Origin of the sequence: Pseudomonas sp. PGPPP1, from assembly GCF_002255865.1 — a bacterium.
GTDB lineage: Bacteria > Pseudomonadota > Gammaproteobacteria > Pseudomonadales > Pseudomonadaceae > Aquipseudomonas > Aquipseudomonas cremoris.
This window is the reverse complement of record NZ_NKIG01000001.1, coordinates 464245-480471: the sequence shown is the minus strand read 5'-3', so window position 1 is coordinate 480471 and position 16227 is coordinate 464245. Positions and strand designations below refer to the sequence as shown.

Below are 16227 nucleotides of genomic sequence, written 5' to 3'. Positions count from 1 at the left end.
TATGCGGTCTAGCCGCTTATGCCCATGACCGGTGTTGGCCTGTCGATCGTCGTTGACCGAGGTGGGATGGTTGGAGAGCTTGCAGGCGGCGTGCCAATTGGCCTAAGACCCGTGTTGGCCGCTTCAGGTGATACTCCAACCTGCCAACGACCTCACATGGCGCCTCTCCCTGGTGCGCCTCGCCTCATAAATGTGCACGTGTAGTGAGTGGGCTTGCCCCGCGCTGCGGTGTGTCAGGCTAGCGTGATGTGCCTGATACACCGCAGCGCGGGGCAAGCCCGCTCACTACAACACAAGGTGGCACGTGACTTGCGAGCAACACTCCCATCAAGCAGTCAACGCAGACTGCCCTCTCACGACAAAGGCGCCGTGCGATCCCCGTTTTCAACGGAGGGTCGCAAGGCGCCTTTTTTTGTCTACAGGATGTCGGATGGCAAGCAACAGCATACGCAGTGTGTGTCCTTATTGTGGTGTGGGCTGCGGCATCGTCATGCAAGTCGAGCACAACACAGTGGTCAAGGTGATCGGCGACAAAGCCCACCCCACCAACTTCGGCCGCTTGTGCACCAAGGGCACGACCTGCGGGCAGGCCATCGCCGACTCCGGGCGCATGCAACACGCCTATCTGCGCCAGGCCCGGGACCACGACCCGGTGCGCATCGCCATGGACAACGCCATCAGCGAGACCGCCACGCGCTTGCGGCGGATCCTCGACAACCATGGGCCGGACGCATTGGCATTCTACGTATCGGGGCAGATGTCGCTGGAAGCCCAATACCTGGCCAACAAATTGGCCAAGGGTTTTGTCCGCACCCACAACATCGAATCCAACTCACGGTTATGCATGGCGAGCGCCGGCAGCGGCTACAAGCTTTCACTGGGCGCGGACGGGCCACCCGGCTCTTACGAAGACTTCGACCGCGCCGACCTGTTCTTCGTGATCGGCGCGAACATGGCCGACTGTCACCCGATCCTGTTCCTGCGCATGATGGACCGGGTCAAGGCCGGGGCCAAGCTGATTGTGGTCGACCCCCGGCGCAGCGCCACGGCAGACAAGGCCAACCTGTTCCTGCCGATCAAGCCCGGCACGGACCTCGCCCTGCTCAACGGCCTGCTGCACCTGCTGGTGAAAAACGGCCACACCGACCCCGCCTTTATTGCCGCCTTCACCGAAGGGTGGGAGGCGATGCCCGGTTTCCTCGAGGACTACCCACCGCACACCGTCGCCGAACTCACTGGCCTCGCCGAAGCCGATATCCGCCAAGCCGCCGAGTGGATCGGCCAAGCCGCCGAATGGATGAGCTGCTGGACCATGGGCCTCAACCAGAGCACCCACGGCACCTGGAACACCAACGCGCTGTGCAACCTGCACCTGGCCACCGGCGCCATCTGCCGCCCCGGCAGCGGACCGTTTTCCCTCACCGGCCAACCCAACGCCATGGGCGGTCGCGAGATGGGCTACATGGGCCCGGGCCTGCCAGGCCAGCGTTCGGTGCTGGTGGACGCCGACCGCGCGTTTATCGAAGACCTCTGGCAACTGCCACAGAACAGCCTGCCGCGCCAGGTGGGCGGCGGCACCGTGGCGATGTTCGAGCAGATGGCCGCCGGGCAGATCAAGGCCTGCTGGATCATCTGCACCAACCCAGTGGCCAGCGTGCCCAATCGCCGCACCGTCATCGAAGCCTTGCAAGCCGCCGAACTGGTGATCACCCAGGACGCCTTCCTCGACACCGAGACCAACCGCTACGCCGATATCCTGTTGCCGGGCGCCCTGTGGGCCGAAGCCGAAGGCGTGATGATCAACTCCGAGCGTAACCTGACGCTGATGCAAAAGGCCGTCGACGCACCGGGCGAAACCCTGCCGGACTGGCAGATCATCGCCAGGGTTGCCTGCGAGATGGGCTTTGCCGATGCGTTCAGCTACGCCTCGGCCGCCGACGTCTTCGACGAGATCAAGCGCGCCTGGAACCCCAAGACCGGCTACGACATTCGCGGCGCCAGCCATGCACGCCTGCGCGAACAACCGCTGCAATGGCCATGCGCATCCGACGATGGCGCGGACCGCAATCCGATCCGCTACCTCAATGACGGCGCGCTCAGATTCGCGACGGACACCGGCAAGGGTCGTTTCTTCGCTCGCCCGCATATGCCGCCGGCGGAAATGCCCGATGACGCCTTCCCTTTCGTCCTCAACACCGGTCGCCTGCAACACCAGTGGCACACCCTGACCAAGACCGGCAAGGTTGCCACCCTGAACAAACTCAACCCTGGCCCGTTCATCGAACTGCACCCCGAGGACGCCGCGAGCCTGGGCATCAAGAACCAGGATTCGGTAGAGGTCCGCTCCCAACGCGGCCGCGCCGTGCTGCCCGCCGTGGTCACCGACCGGGTGCGCCCAGGCAACTGTTTTGCACCCTTTCACTGGAACGATGTGTTCGGCGAACACCTGGCCATCAACGCAGTGACCAACGATGCGGTGGACCCGATTTCCTTGCAGCCAGAATTCAAGTTCTGCGCCGTTGCCTTGGCGCGAGTCGAGTTGATCGACCATCAGTTTCTCGACCGCCCTGCCCCTAATACAGAGGACTCCACCTTGTCGCGCCTCGACGCCTTCGCCGACATCGCCGGCATCCGCAACGTGCCACCGCCGCAACTGAGCGACAGTGAACGCACCTACCTCGCCGGTTTCCTGAGCGGCCTGCAATCAAGCTCCACTACGCTGGGCGTGCCAGTGATGCCGGACAACGCACCGCTGGCCAAGGCCTCGCGCTTGTGGCTGGACGGCTTGCTTGGCGGATTGTTCAGCCGCGCGCAAAACACACCGGCGCCCTCCCCGGCAGTCACGCTGTTATGGGCCTCGCAGACCGGTAACGCAGAAGCCCTCGCCGAGCGCTTCGCCAAACGCCTGGGCGATGCCGGTATTGCGGTGGAACTGAGCGCCATGGCCGACTTCCCGCCCAGCAAACTGGCGACCACGCACACCCTCGCGTTGATCAGCAGCACCTTCGGCGACGGCGATCCGCCGGACAATGGCGAAGGGTTCTGGCACGGCTTGAGCCGCAGCGAAACACGTTTGGAATCCGTGCGTTTTGCGGTGCTTGCCTTGGGCGACCCGAACTACGATCAGTTCTGCCATCACGGCAAACAACTCGATCAGCGCCTCCAGGCATTGGGCGCGACGCGACTGCTGGAGCGCGTCGACTGCGACACCGAATTCGAAGCCGCTGCCGATGCCTGGCTGGCGCGGCTCCAACAAACCCTCAGCCCGACAAAAGCCATCACCCCGGCCACGCCCGCCGGCAAAACCAAACTGCACGGGTCACGCCTGCTGCTTAATCGGCACCTGAACCCGCACAGCCTGCACAAGGAAACCCGCCAATTCGCCTTGGACCTCACCGACTCCGGCCTGAGCTATGAAGCCGGTGACGCGCTTGGCGTGATGCCGCGCAACTGCCCGGAACTGGTCAGCGAACTGCTTGAACTCACCCGCCTGGGTGGCGACACCCACGTGAACATCGACACCTTTGGCGACGTACCGCTGCAACAGGCATTGACCCAGCACTTCGAAATCGCCCGGCCCAGCAGCGACACCCTGGCGTTCATCGCCGAGCGCAGCCGCAATCCCGCGCTTAAACAATTGCTTGAACCGGAGCGCAAGGCAGACCTGAAAAACTGGCTGTGGGGCCGCCAGTTGGCGGACGTGCTGCAGGAATACCCCATCGACTGCGCGGCGGATGAGTTGCTCGGCACCCTCAAGCGCCTGCAACCGCGCCTGTATTCCATCGCGTCCAGCGCCAAGGCGTACCCGCAGCAGGTGCATCTCACAGTGGCCGCCGTGCGGTATGGCAAGCGCAAGGGCGTTTCCTCAACCTACCTGGCCGACCGCGCGGACGACGGCGAGGTGCCGATATTCGTGCAGCCTTCCAAGCATTTCCGTACGCCCACCGACGGTGACGTGCCAATGATCATGATCGGCCCCGGCACCGGCGTGGCGCCGTTTCGTGGGTTCTTGCAAGAGCGCCGTGCCTTGGGCCATCACGGGCGTAACTGGTTGTTCTTTGGCGAGCAGCACGCCGCCAGCGACTTCTACTACCAGGACGAGATGCAAGGACTGCAGCGCGACGGCTTGCTGACCCACCTGAGCCTGGCGTTTTCCCGCGACCAGGCACAGAAAATCTATGTACAAGACCGCCTTCTCGAACACGGTGCCGAGCTATGGCGCTGGCTGCAGGACGGCGCGCGGCTGTATATCTGCGGCGATGCCAGCCGCATGGCCAAGGACGTCGACCAGGCACTCCGTGAAATCGCGCAAAACCACGGCGGGCTTGGCGTTGAAGGCGCCGTGGAGTATTGGCGAGGCTTGAGCGAGCAAAAACGTTATCTGCGTGATGTGTACTGATTGGATACAGAACAATCGCCTATTTGTATTGTGTACAAAAAACCCTAAAGATTTGCCGGCGTCGAGCCGAAACAGCAGTGATAGCAGATCGCCAAGTCTTCGGTGGTCTGGCCGCCCTCTAGCTGATGGTCGTCTCGATGAAAATAAAAAATAAGCTTGTACTGGCTTTTGTCTCTGTCGCTTTTATTCCAGTAAGCCTGGTGGCAGTGATCTCCGTCATGAATACACGGACCCAGGCGGTGGACCAGTTCATCGACGGCAGCACGCGGGAAATTCGCCAGATCGACGGCAATATCCGTCAATTCTTCGATGGCACGTTGCAGAACGTCGATCAAATGGCCACCGATCCTGTATACACGTCCATCAACACGCTCAAGAATTACCAACCTGCCGACGCGGCCAGCCAGCCGATGCCAGCGGCCGCGCAGGACGTGATCGACCGTTTCGCCCGCTTCGGCGCCACACACCCGGCAGCGGCGATCCTGTCTATCGGCCTGGAAGACGGCACCTACGCCAAATGGCCGGATGACCCGCAGTTATCCAAATACGACCCGCGCACCCGACCGTGGTACAAGGCCGCGATGGCCAGCCCCGGCAAGACCGTGCGCACGCCGGCTTACTACTACGACAAGGACGACGTGGCCCTGGTGGGCACCGCGCGGGCGCTGCTGGATAACGCCGGCAAGGCCAAGGGTGTGTTCGTGGTCAGCGTGTCACTGAAAAACCTCACCGAACTGGTCAAGAGCATCAAGCTGGGGCAAAGCGGCTACGTGATGTTGGTGGAAGACGGCGTGGTGTTGGTGGACCCGCGTGACGCCGCCCACAGCTTCAAGCCCCTCAAGGAGCTGGGTGCGCCGTACGCGCACTTGGCGCAGACCCCAGAGGGCTCCACCGAAGTGGTCATCGACGGCGTGCGTTACATGGCCAATATCTGGACCTCGCCCGGCCTGGGCTGGCGCTATATCGGCTTGATCGAACACGGCGAAGTCATGGCCGAAGCCACGCGCATGACCTACCTCACCGCGATCATCGTCGGCGTGCTGGTGCTGATCTTCGGACTGATTGCGGCGGCGTTTTCCAAAGTCATCGTCAAACCTATCGGCCAGGTCAGCACGGGCTTGCAGTCCATCGCCCAGGGCGAAGGCGATTTGCGCCATGAACTGCAGGTGCAAGGCAAGGATGAAACGGCCGAACTGGCGGGCTGGTTCAACAAGTTTCTCGCAGCGATTCGCCAACTGATCCAGCACATCGGCGCGGCCTCGACCAACTTGCAAAACGCATCGAAGGTCAACAGCGAAGTGGCGCACAACATGAACGAAGCCGCTGGGCGCCAGCGTGAGGCGGTGGAGTTGGTGTCTACCGCGTTCAATGAAATGGTCGCCACCGCCAACGAGGTAGCGCGCTCGTGCAGTGGCGCGGCCGAGTCCGCCGAGAACGGCCACCGTCGTGTGGCCGAAGGTAAGCAGCAGATCGAAGTGACCACCGATAACGTCAACCGCCTGGGGCGTCGCTTGACCGAATCGTCCCAGGCCATGGTCGAGCTGGAAGCCGGTAGCCGCAGCATCAACCAGATCCTCGGCACCATCCGCGCGATTGCCGAGCAGACCAACCTGCTGGCACTCAACGCAGCCATTGAAGCCGCGCGCGCGGGCGACCAAGGCCGCGGCTTTGCGGTGGTCGCCGACGAAGTGCGCGCGTTGGCCAAGCGCACCTCCGACTCCACTGGCGAAATAGAACAACTGCTCGGCACCCTGGAAAACAAAACCCAGGAAGTCACGCAAAAAATGGGCAGTTGCCTGGACCTGTCACGGGCCAGTGTGTCGTCCATCGAAAGCGCACGGGACAGCTTTGAAGGCATCCAGACCTCGGTAAACGAGATCCGCGACCAGAACCTGCAAATCTCCGCCGCCGCCGAGGAGCAACACAGCGTCGCCGAGGAGATCAACCGGCACATCCAGCAGATCTACGACGAAGCACGGCTGGTGGAAAGCCTGGCCAATTCGGCGCAGGACGACTCGGGGCGTTTGTCCAACCTGTCAGATGAACTGAATGGTTTGGTGGGGAGGTTCAAGTCCTGAAACCTGTGGCGCACTGACGGCGTTCACTGTGGACGATGCACCTCAATCACCAATCCCTCCTCCTCACCCGGCACACTGAAGTGGCGGGTGATCAGGTCGAACTCGGCATCGGTCGCAGCAAAGTCATGCTCGCCCTGGGCATTGCGCGCATGCAGCCGCGCACGGCAGGTGGCATCGTCCAGTTCCAGGTAATGCAGGCAGTGGGGAACCTGGGCTGCGTGCGCCAAGCCCAACAGCCACTCGCGATTGGCCAGGGTGTTGGCGGGGAAGTCCAGTACTACGTTGACACCCGACTGCAGCACCTTGATGACCAATGGCCCCAGCACGCCACGAACGCGCTGGGCGCAGCGCAGGTAATCGGCGATGGAGCGGATTTCAGCCGGATAGAGCGTGGCGAGCCAGTGGTCTTCGCTGAACACGATAGCGCCATGCTGGGCAGCGAGGGTCTGGGCAAGGGTTGACTTGCCGGAGGCGATTTTGCCGCACAGCAGATGCAGGGTTGGCATGGGACGGTTCCTTGTGTCGGGCCTGGGAGAATGCAGGCAGAAGGTCGCGAACACAACACTCTGCCATCCCTGGACTATGCTCAAGCAGCCTGTGGGGCGCCCCACCCCAGAGCGCACGGTTCGGCCCTTTGGATAGGAAGTCCTATGACCACGACAACCCGTGTTTTGAGCCTGCTTACCCTGCTCCCCATCGCCATGGCGCAGGCAGACGACGGCGGCATCAGCTTTTGGCTACCCGGACAGTTTGGCGCACTGGCCGCCGCGCCGGTCGCACCCGGCTGGAGCCTGCCGCTGGTGTATTACCACGTCAGCGCCAGCGATAACAAAAACGCCGTCGTACCCCGTGGCGGGCGCACGGTGGTCGGCCTGGACGCCAAGGCCGACTTGTTGTTCGCAAGCCCCACCTACACCTTCGAAACCCCGGTGCTGGGCGGTGCGCAGGCGGCGATTTCCGCCGTCGCCGCCGTTGGACGTTCCGAAGCCAGTATCGACGCGACCATCACCGGGCCACGCGGACGTTCATTCTCCGGGGGCACCAACGACAGTCTCAAAGGCGGCAGTGATCTCTACCTGCTCGGCACCCTGAAGTGGAACCATGGCGTGCACAACTTCATGGCCTATTCCATGGGCAACATCCCCATCGGTACCTACGACCCGAACCGCCTGGTAAACATCGGCCTGGGCCATGCGGCCCTGGATGCCGGGGGTGGCTACACCTACTTCGACAAGACCTACGAGTTCTCCGCCGTGGCCGGCATGACCTACAACTGGGAGAACACCGACACCCACTATAAAAACGGCATCGACGCTCACATTGATCTGAGCGCCTCGCGGTTCCTGACCTCGCAGACCCTGGTCGGCCTGGTTGGCTATTACTTCGAGCAAGTCACCGGCGACAGCGGCAGCGGCGCGGTACTGGGCGACTTCAAGTCACGCGTGGCGGGGATCGGGCCGCAGGTGGGGCACTTCTTCAAGGTGGGCGATGAACAGTGGTACGCCAACATCAAGGGCTATTATGAATTCGACGCAAAAAACCGTCCCGATGGCTGGAACCTGTGGGCAACCCTGGTGATTCCGCTGGAAGGCAAGAAATAGCCGGGGTCATGCCTTACGCCGTTGCCAATGCTCGTAAAACGCCAGGGACGCGACGTTCTTGTCCTTGGCTTCGAGCATGATGTCGAAGCGATCAAGAAACTGCAGCGCGTAGTCGTTGGTCCAGCGGTTCCACATTTGCGCACTGTGGCCATACAGGTCGCGTTTGGAAACCACCTTCATCAGCGCGTCCATTTCCAGTTTGTGCTCGGCGTCAAAGCCCAACTCTTGCAGGCTTTCCTGGGGCTGGGAGTAATGCAAGGTAGGACGCACGCCGCGCCAGCTGTCAATGACCCGCGCAACCCGCTCAGAGTGGGGGTCGATGTAGTCGTTTTCATGAATCCAGCAGTGGTGGATGTCGAGCACCACGGGCGCCAGGTCAGCGATTTGCAGGCAGTCGTCGAGGCCGTAGGTTTTTTCATCGTTCTCGAAGGTGATGCAGTTACGCGCCACCTCCGACAGCCGCGCCCACACCGTGCGGGTGCCTTCAACACCTAGACGCCCGGCAATGTGCACGTTGCACTTGAGGTCCTGGAAGCGTTGGCCGTACCCCATCATGCGGATCATGTCGGCGTGGTATTCGAATTCGGCCACGCTGTTTTCCACTACACCTGGGTTTTCCGAGCCCAGCACACAGTACTGGCCGGGATGGAATGACAGGCGGATATCCGATGCGCGTGCCAGTTCGCCAATGGCAGCAAAACCTTCCACCAACTGACGCTCGATGGCCGGGTCCTTATACACAGCAGCGACTTTCGGGTGGCTGTAGAACGGCAACAAGTCACTGCTCAGGCGCAGCATGCGCAGCGCGGCAGGCAACGTGGCGACATAGGCCAGCAGACGCAGTTGCGCCGCCAGGTTGTGGGTGACCACTTCAACCAGCTTGTCACGCGCCACTTGCGGCGTGACCCCGTCCATCCAGCGCAAAGTGGTGGTGCGCGGGTTTAACGGGCCTTCGATCAATTTGAGGGCGCTGGCCGAGAGCAGGCGCTCGGGATGCTTGTATTGGCACACGAAGCCGATGCGGGGGTGAGTCATGGAAGCGCCTGGCGATAGGAAAGTGCGGGATGATACGGCGTTAGGCCGGGGCCGCCCTAGGGGGTTCATAATATTTCGACATGATTCATGCTGAACTTTCTGACACGCGGTGCGTTCATCTCCTATGCGCTGCCCCGCCCAGGGGCGTTGTACAACAAGGAGCCGCCGTCCCTATGACTACCCTTCCCGTCTACCGAACCCATCCAGGCCCGTTGCATACGACCTTGCTGGCCGGCACCGTGCCGCTGTTTCTCGGTGCGTTGCTCAGCGACATTGCCTACACCCAGACCTACCAGATTCAGTGGGCCAACTTCGCGTCCTGGCTGATCGCCGGGGCGCTGGTGTTTGCGGGGTTCGCGTTCTTGTTTGCACTGGTCAATCTGTTCCGCACCGGACTCAGGGCCGGGCAACCGGCGCGTTATGTCCTGCTGTTGCTGGTGACCTGGGTATTGGGCCTGGTGAATGCCTTCCAACATGCCAAGGACGCCTACGCCGCGATGCCCGGCGGCCTGGTGCTGTCGGCCATCGTCTTGCTGCTGACACTGGCGGCCACATGGACCGGCCTGCGCAGCGGAGGTGCCAAATGAAAACGTCCAGCACATTGACCCTATTGAGTGCAGCACTGCTGCTGACTGCCTGCGGTGGCGAGGGCGACAAGACCCAGTCGCGCGGACCTGACCCAAAATTGCCGGAACAGCAAAGCAGCCTGCTGCCGAGCATGAAAATCGCCGAACCCGCGCCGTGGGGCGAGCAGAAACCCAAGGTACCGGAGGGCTACAGCGTCACCGCCATCGCCACCGACCTGGCGATTCCGCGCCAGACCCTGGTACTGCCCAACGGCGACATCCTGGTTGCCGAAGGCCGTGGCGGCAGCGCGGCCAAACTCAAGCCCAAGGACGTGATCGCCAGCCTGATCAAGGCCGAGGGCAATACCAAGGTCAAGAGTGGCAACCGCCTGACCTTGCTGCGCGATGCTGACGGCGACGGCACTTATGAACTGAAAACCGTATTCGCCGACAACCTCAATGCGCCCTACGGCCTGGCCTACGCCAATGGCAAGTTGTACGTGGCCAACCAGGACGCCCTGGTGAGCTTCGACTACGCCGATGGGCAGACCAAGGCCAGCGGGCCGCCGTCGAAAGTCACCGACCTGCCAGCGCAAATCAACCACCACTGGACCAAGTCCCTCGCCGTCAGCGCCGATGGCAGCCAGCTTTACGTGGGCATCGGCTCCAACAGCAACATCACTGAGCGCGGCATGGAAGTGGAGATCGACCGGGCGATGGTCTGGCAGATCGATGCGGCCACTGGCGCGCACAAACCCTATGCAACGGGCTTGCGTAACCCGACCGCATTGACTATCCAGCCCGACTCCGGGCAGCTGTGGACGGTGGTCAACGAACGTGACGAACTAGGCCCCGACTTGGTGCCGGACTACCTGACGTCAGTGCGTGAAGGTGCGTTCTACGGCTGGCCCTACAGCTATTGGGGCCAGAACGTCGACCCGCGCGCGCAACCGCAAAATCCCGCCAAAGTCGCGTCCGCGGTCAAGCCCGATTACAGCCTCGGCTCCCACGTGGCGGCGCTCGGGGTGGACTTTTCCATCCCGCAAATGGGCGAAAAATTCGCTGATGGCGTATTCGTTGGCGAGCACGGCAGTTGGAACCGCGACAATCCCGTGGGCTACAAGGTGATCTTCGTACCGTTCACCAACGGCAAGCCCTCCGGTGAGCCCATCGACTTCGCCACCGGCTTTCGCGGTGACGACGGCAAGACCCGTGGCCGTCCGGTGGGTGTGACGGTGGACCCGAAAGGCGCGCTGATCATTGCCGATGACCTGGCCAATACCATTTGGCGGGTGACGCGGAACCACTAAGCAAAATGTTTGACATGCTTGCCTGAGGCAACAATATAATTGCCTCAGGCAACCATACCGAGCATCTCCCATGTCCACTCCCCTGCTTGTCGAGCGCGCCGGCATCGTGCGCGGCTTCAACCGCTTCTATACCCATCAGATCGGCGTGCTGCAGGAACACCTGCTGCAAAGCGATTACTCCCTGACGGAAATCCGAGTGATGTATGAGCTGTCTTCACGGGGCGACCTCACCAGTGCCGACCTGTGCCAGATGCTCAGCCTGGACGCGGGTTACCTGAGCCGGTTGGTGGGCGGTTTGGAAAAGAAAGGCCTGATCCAGAAAGTCCGCTCCGTCACCGATGCACGTGCCGTTCAACTACACCTCAGCGACCTGGGCCGCTCGGTACTGACCCCGTTGGAGCAGCAGACCCAGCAGGAAGTCATCGCCCTGCTACAAGCCTTGCCCGAACAACAGCAACAACAACTGGCTGCCTCCATGCTACGCATCCAGGCCCTGCTGCAAGGCACGCCGCCCAGCTACCTGTTGCGCGATCCGCAGCCGGGGGACATGGGCCTGGTGGTGCAACAGCAATCAGCGCTGTATGCCCGTGAGTACCAATGGAATTGGGAGTTTGAGGCACTGGTGGCGGAGATTGTCGCCAAGTACTTGAGGGAGTTCGACCCGACGCGAGAGCGCTGCTGGATCGCCGAAAAGGATGGCGAGGTGGTGGGCTCGGTGTTCGTGGTCCGTCATGACGACAGCACCGCCAAGTTGCGCATGCTCTATGTGGACGCCAGCACGCGGGGCATGGGTATCGGCCAACGATTGGTGGAAGAGTGCGTGCGGTTTGCCCGGCAGGCGGGCTACAAAAGCATGATGCTGTGGACGGTGAACATCCTGACCGATGCGCGCAAGCTCTACCAAAAAGCCGGGTTCGAGCTGGTTGAAGAGGAACCTACGGTGAGCTTCGGCAAGACGCTGATCAGTGAAACCTGGACCCGCGCCCTCTAAACGTCTCCCGCGCTGCCGTCAGCGCGGGAGAGCATTGCTTACAATTCAGTGATCTCCTTGTGGCGCGGCACCAGCGTCTTCATCACACTCCACGCCACCAGGTAGGCGAGCGCACAGATCGCGAACATGATCATGTAGCCGGTGTGGATATCGTTGATGGACTTGTAGTAGTCGAACACCCAACCACCGATCTTGGTCATCACCACACCGCCCAGGCCACCGGCCATGCCGCCGATACCGACCACCGAAGCCACGGTTTTCTGCGGGAACATGTCGGACACGGTAGTGAAGATATTGCACGACCACGCCTGGTGCGCCGAAGCGCCCACGCCAATCAGCAACACCGGCACCCAGAAGCTGATATAGCCCAACGGCTGCGCCAGCAGCACTACCAGCGGGAACAGCGCGATGACCAGCATGGCTTTCATGCGGCCGTCATACGGAGCGTCACCGCGTGCCATGAAATAGCTGGGGAACCAGCCGCCGCCGATACTGCCGACCATGGTCATGCTGTACAGCACCGCCAGCGGCATCACGATATCGGCGCCCTTCATGCCGTATTGCGCCGACAGGTAAGTGGGCAGCCAGAACAGGAAGAACCACCACACGCCGTCCGTCATGAACTTGCCGAAGGCAAAGGCCCAGGTCTGGCGGTAGGTGAGCAACTTGAACCAGGACACCTTTTTCTGCACCGCACCGGCAACGGGTGGCGTGAAAGGCTGTACGGTCTGGTCGCTGCGGATGTAGGCCAGTTCTTCGGCCGACAGGCGCTTTTGCTGGTCGGGCTTTTCATAGATGGCCGCCCATACCGCGACCCACACGAAGCCCAGCATGCCGATCACCATAAAGGCCGCTTCCCAGCCCCACATGCCGGCAATCAGCGGCACGCAGATCGGCGCCAGGATCGCACCGATGTTGGCACCGGAGTTGAAAATACCGGTGGCCAGGGAGCGCTCTTTCTTCGGGAAATATTCGGCAGTGGCCTTGATCGCAATCGGGAAGTTACCCGCCTCGCCAATCGCCAGTACCGCCCGGGACAGCATGAAACCGGCGATCGACACCGGGATCACCGCCAGTCCGACGGCAGTACTCACGGCAGCAATGCCCTCGCCCATCTGCACCGAAAACGCATGCATGATGGCGCCCGTGGACCAGATGCCAATCGCAACGACATAGGCGGCCTTGGTGCCGATCTTGTCGACAAAGCGCCCGGCGAACAGCATTGAGATGGCGTAGACGAACTGGAACACCGCGGCAATGTTGGCGTAGTCGGTGTTGCTCCAGCCAAATTGCGTGGACAGCTGCGGCGCCAGGAGGCTGAGCACCTGGCGGTCGAGGTAGTTGACGGTAGTGGCGAAGAACAGCATCGCGCAGATGGTCCAGCGATAGTTGCCTACAGCTTGGCCAACGCGATGGGCGTTGATGGGCTCGTTCAAGTTCATGGCATCACTTTTTATTTTTGTTAGGTAGGACATATGTAACGTCATATGTCGTCGTACAACTGTGGCTTTTATATCGAGGCGCCTGAGTGGTGTCAATCGGAAAGATTCAGTTTTGTTGGAAGTCACGAAATCGAGTTGTAGGACGACGACGCTTATTGTAGTGAGCGGGCTTGCCCCGCGCTGGGCTGCGAAGCGGCCCCAATACAGTCACGCGGATTTCGCCAGGAAGGACGCCGCGCGGGGCAAGCCCGCTCACTACAAAGGCCCGTTCCAACGTGCGGTGCAAAAAATCGAAATGAGTGGTGAATTATTTCGTGTCCGCTTGTATCTGAACTGACAGAGCGGTGCCATCGCGGCGATGGCACCTCCCCTGTTCAGATTTAGAGTGGTCCGCATGAAATCACGTAAGAAAAGCGTCAACCCCATCGGCTTGAAAGACATCACGATTGTCGACGACGCCAAGATGCGCAAGGCAATCACCGCCGCCGCACTGGGCAACGCCATGGAGTGGTTCGACTTCGGCGTCTATGGTTTTGTCGCCTACGTCCTCGGCAAGGTGTTCTTCCCGGACGCGTCCCCCAGCGTACAAATGATCGCCGCACTGGCGACCTTCTCCGTGCCCTTCCTGATCCGTCCCCTGGGCGGCCTGTTTTTCGGCGCACTGGGCGATAAGTACGGGCGGCAAAAAGTCCTCGCCGCCACCATCGTGATCATGTCCCTGAGCACCTTCGCCATCGGCTTGATCCCCGGCTATGCCTCGATTGGCATCTGGGCACCGATCCTGTTGCTGCTGTGCAAAATGGCCCAAGGCTTCTCGGTCGGGGGTGAATACACCGGCGCTTCGATCTTCGTCGCCGAATACGCGCCAGACCGCAAGCGCGGCTTCCTGGGCAGTTGGCTGGACTTCGGCTCCATCGCCGGTTTCGTGCTGGGTGCCGGCGTGGTGGTGTTGATTTCCAGTGTGCTGGGCGAAGCCGAATTTGAAGCATGGGGCTGGCGCTTGCCGTTCTTCCTCGCCCTGCCCCTGGGCATCATCGGCTTGTACCTGCGCCATGCGCTGGAAGAAACCCCGGCGTTCCAACAGCATGTCGACAAGCTCGAACAAGGCGACCGCGAAGGCCTGAGCCACGGTCCAAAAGTGTCATTCAAGGAAATCGCCACCAAGCACTGGCGCAGCCTGTTGACCTGCATCGGTATCGTCGCGGCCACCAACGTGACGTATTACATGCTGCTCACGTACATGCCGAGCTACCTGTCCCACAACCTGCACTACGCCGAAAACAGCGGCGTGCTGATCATCATCGCGATCATGGTCGGCATGCTGTTCGTACAGCCGTTCATTGGTTTTGTCAGCGACAAGATCGGCCGCAAGCCCTTCATCATCGCGGGCAGCATCGGCCTGCTGTTCCTGGCCATCCCGGCATTCATGCTGATCACCAGCGGCAAGACCGGCCTGATCTTCGCCGGCTTGCTGATCCTGGCCGTGGTGTTGAACTTCTTTATCGGCGTGATGGCTTCAACGCTGCCGGCGATGTTCCCCACACACCTGCGCTACAGCGCGCTGGCCAGTGCGTTCAACGTCTCGGTATTGATCGCTGGCGTGACGCCGACGGCGGTGGCCTGGCTGGTGGAAAGCACCAACGACCTGTACATGCCCGCTTACTACCTGATGGTGTTTGCCGTGGTCGGCCTGATCACTGGCCTGACCATGAAGGAAACCGCCAACAAACCACTGCGTGGCGCCGCACCCGCGGCGTCGGACATGGAAGAGGCCAAGGAATTGCTGCAAGAGCATCACGACAATATCGAGCAGAAAATCGAAGACATCGATGCCGAGATTGCCGAGCTGGAGGCCAAGCGCAAGAACCTCGTTCAGCAGCATCCAAGGATTAACTGACGCCTTTGTAGTGAGCGGGCTTGTCGAAACGTCGCACCGCCCGCTCACTACAGAACGTTGCTTAGCGGAAGAAATGACTCGGCGTCTTGCCAAACTGTTTTCTGAACATGCTGGTAAAGGCGCTGGGGCTTTCGTAGCCCAATTCCAGGGCCACGTCGATGATCTTCTCCCCCACCGCAATGCGCTCCAGGGCCAGCAGCAAGCGTGCCTGTTGGCGCCATTGGCCGAAGGTCATGCCGGTTTCCTTGCGGAACAGGCGCTGGATGGTTTTCTGGTCCAGGCCCAGGCGCTCACTCCAGTCCGCCACGGTGGAGGCGTCCCCGGGATCTTGCTGCAACGCCTGGCAAATGCGGTTCACTCGCGGGTCGGCGGGCTGCGGCAACGACAGCGGCAAGGCCGGCAAAATGGCCAGCTCATCGAGGATCAGGTGCATGATCCGAGCGTCGCGCGAGTCTTCGGCATACGGCGGTTTCAAGCTCACTGACGCCTTGATCAGCTCGCTCAACAGCGGCGAAATACTCACTGTCTTGGGCTCGCTCGGCATGTTCGGGAAGCGGTCCGGGCGCACGAACACGCTGCGCATTTTCAAGGTGCCCACGCAGCGCAGGGAATGCACCTGCCCGCTGGGCATCCAGATGCCGCGATTGGGCGGCACGGTCCATTGGTTCAGTGCCGAATACACCACCATCACGCCTTCGATGGCATAGAGCAGTTGGTGCTTTTCGTGGCTGTGGTCGGGGATCACCCAGTTTTCCGGGTAGTCGGTGGCCGAACTGATGACAGCCCAGTCGCCTTCATTGATCTCCTGCAAAAAAATATCCAGTGATTTGACCATTTCGCCCTTTTTGCGATGATTGCTGCCCGAATTTCGCGAGACAGGCATTTGCTGCAAATCTAGCATGAACGCC

At 61.3% G+C, this 16227-nt stretch carries 11 protein-coding genes and 1 pseudogene; 8 read left to right on the top strand and 4 right to left on the bottom strand.

All coding sequences use genetic code 11. The features are described from left to right. The first annotated feature begins 430 nt into the window (after positions 1–430). The 3 genes and pseudogenes from CFE47_RS02180 to CFE47_RS31710 all read left to right on the top strand — a co-directional run bounded on the left by CFE47_RS02180 (position 431) and on the right by CFE47_RS31710 (position 6477). On the top strand, positions 431–4399 hold the full coding sequence (locus CFE47_RS02180) for a bifunctional nitrate reductase/sulfite reductase flavoprotein subunit alpha (RefSeq protein WP_286835290.1): 3969 nt from the start codon (positions 431–433) through the stop codon (positions 4397–4399). A gap of 125 nt (positions 4400–4524) precedes the next feature. Continuing rightward, positions 4525–5574: pseudogene (locus tag CFE47_RS31715) on the top strand (cache domain-containing protein); the annotation flags it as partial. A gap of 135 nt (positions 5575–5709) precedes the next feature. After that, positions 5710–6477, top strand: a complete 768-nt coding sequence (locus CFE47_RS31710) for a methyl-accepting chemotaxis protein (RefSeq protein ID WP_371857077.1) — start codon at positions 5710–5712, stop codon at positions 6475–6477. A gap of 23 nt (positions 6478–6500) precedes the next feature. Here CFE47_RS31710 and CFE47_RS02170 read toward each other — a convergent pair whose 3' ends face one another. Further along, entirely contained in the window at positions 6501–6983 is a 483-nt protein-coding gene (locus CFE47_RS02170) for a P-loop nucleotide/nucleoside kinase family protein (protein WP_185705679.1), read from the bottom strand. A gap of 144 nt (positions 6984–7127) precedes the next feature. Here CFE47_RS02170 and CFE47_RS02165 point away from each other — a divergent pair, with 144 nt between their 5' ends. Then, positions 7128–8078: a SphA family protein gene (locus CFE47_RS02165; protein WP_286835288.1), complete on the top strand. Its 951-nt coding sequence runs from the start codon at positions 7128–7130 to the stop codon at positions 8076–8078. Positions 8079–8084: 6 nt separating this feature from the next. On the opposite strand, the gene CFE47_RS02160 is transcribed toward CFE47_RS02165, so the two are convergent. Continuing rightward, the gene (locus CFE47_RS02160) at positions 8085–9113 is read right to left on the bottom strand and encodes an apurinic/apyrimidinic endonuclease family protein (protein ID WP_286835287.1); all 1029 of its coding nucleotides are present in this window, start codon (positions 9111–9113) and stop codon (positions 8085–8087) included. A 173-nt stretch (positions 9114–9286) separates the two neighbouring features. Here CFE47_RS02160 and CFE47_RS02155 point away from each other — a divergent pair, with 173 nt between their 5' ends. The 3 genes from CFE47_RS02155 to CFE47_RS02145 all read left to right on the top strand — a co-directional run bounded on the left by CFE47_RS02155 (position 9287) and on the right by CFE47_RS02145 (position 11980). Beyond that, positions 9287–9700: a DUF2231 domain-containing protein gene (locus CFE47_RS02155; RefSeq protein ID WP_286835286.1), complete on the top strand. Its 414-nt coding sequence runs from the start codon at positions 9287–9289 to the stop codon at positions 9698–9700. Continuing rightward, positions 9697–10989 (top strand): PQQ-dependent sugar dehydrogenase, encoded by a 1293-nt coding sequence (locus CFE47_RS02150; protein ID WP_286835285.1) that lies wholly within the window; start codon positions 9697–9699, stop codon positions 10987–10989. The genes CFE47_RS02155 and CFE47_RS02150 overlap by 4 nt, the downstream gene beginning before the upstream one ends. Positions 10990–11059: 70 nt before the next feature. Next, positions 11060–11980, top strand: a complete 921-nt coding sequence (locus CFE47_RS02145; RefSeq protein ID WP_286835284.1) for a bifunctional helix-turn-helix transcriptional regulator/GNAT family N-acetyltransferase — start codon at positions 11060–11062, stop codon at positions 11978–11980. Positions 11981–12018: 38 nt separating this feature from the next. Here CFE47_RS02145 and CFE47_RS02140 read toward each other — a convergent pair whose 3' ends face one another. Beyond that, the gene (locus tag CFE47_RS02140) at positions 12019–13422 is read right to left on the bottom strand and encodes an MFS transporter (protein WP_286835283.1); all 1404 of its coding nucleotides are present in this window, start codon (positions 13420–13422) and stop codon (positions 12019–12021) included. A 394-nt stretch (positions 13423–13816) separates the two neighbouring features. On the opposite strand from CFE47_RS02140, the gene proP reads away from it, so the two are divergent. Continuing rightward, complete coding sequence (gene proP, locus CFE47_RS02135; RefSeq protein WP_185705665.1) at positions 13817–15319, top strand: glycine betaine/L-proline transporter ProP; 1503 nt, start codon at positions 13817–13819, stop codon at positions 15317–15319. A 61-nt stretch (positions 15320–15380) separates the two neighbouring features. Here the strand turns inward: proP and CFE47_RS02130 are convergent, their stop codons facing one another. Further along, complete coding sequence (locus CFE47_RS02130) at positions 15381–16202, bottom strand: AraC family transcriptional regulator (protein ID WP_286835687.1); 822 nt, start codon at positions 16200–16202, stop codon at positions 15381–15383. Between the last annotated feature and the right edge of the window lie 25 nt (positions 16203–16227).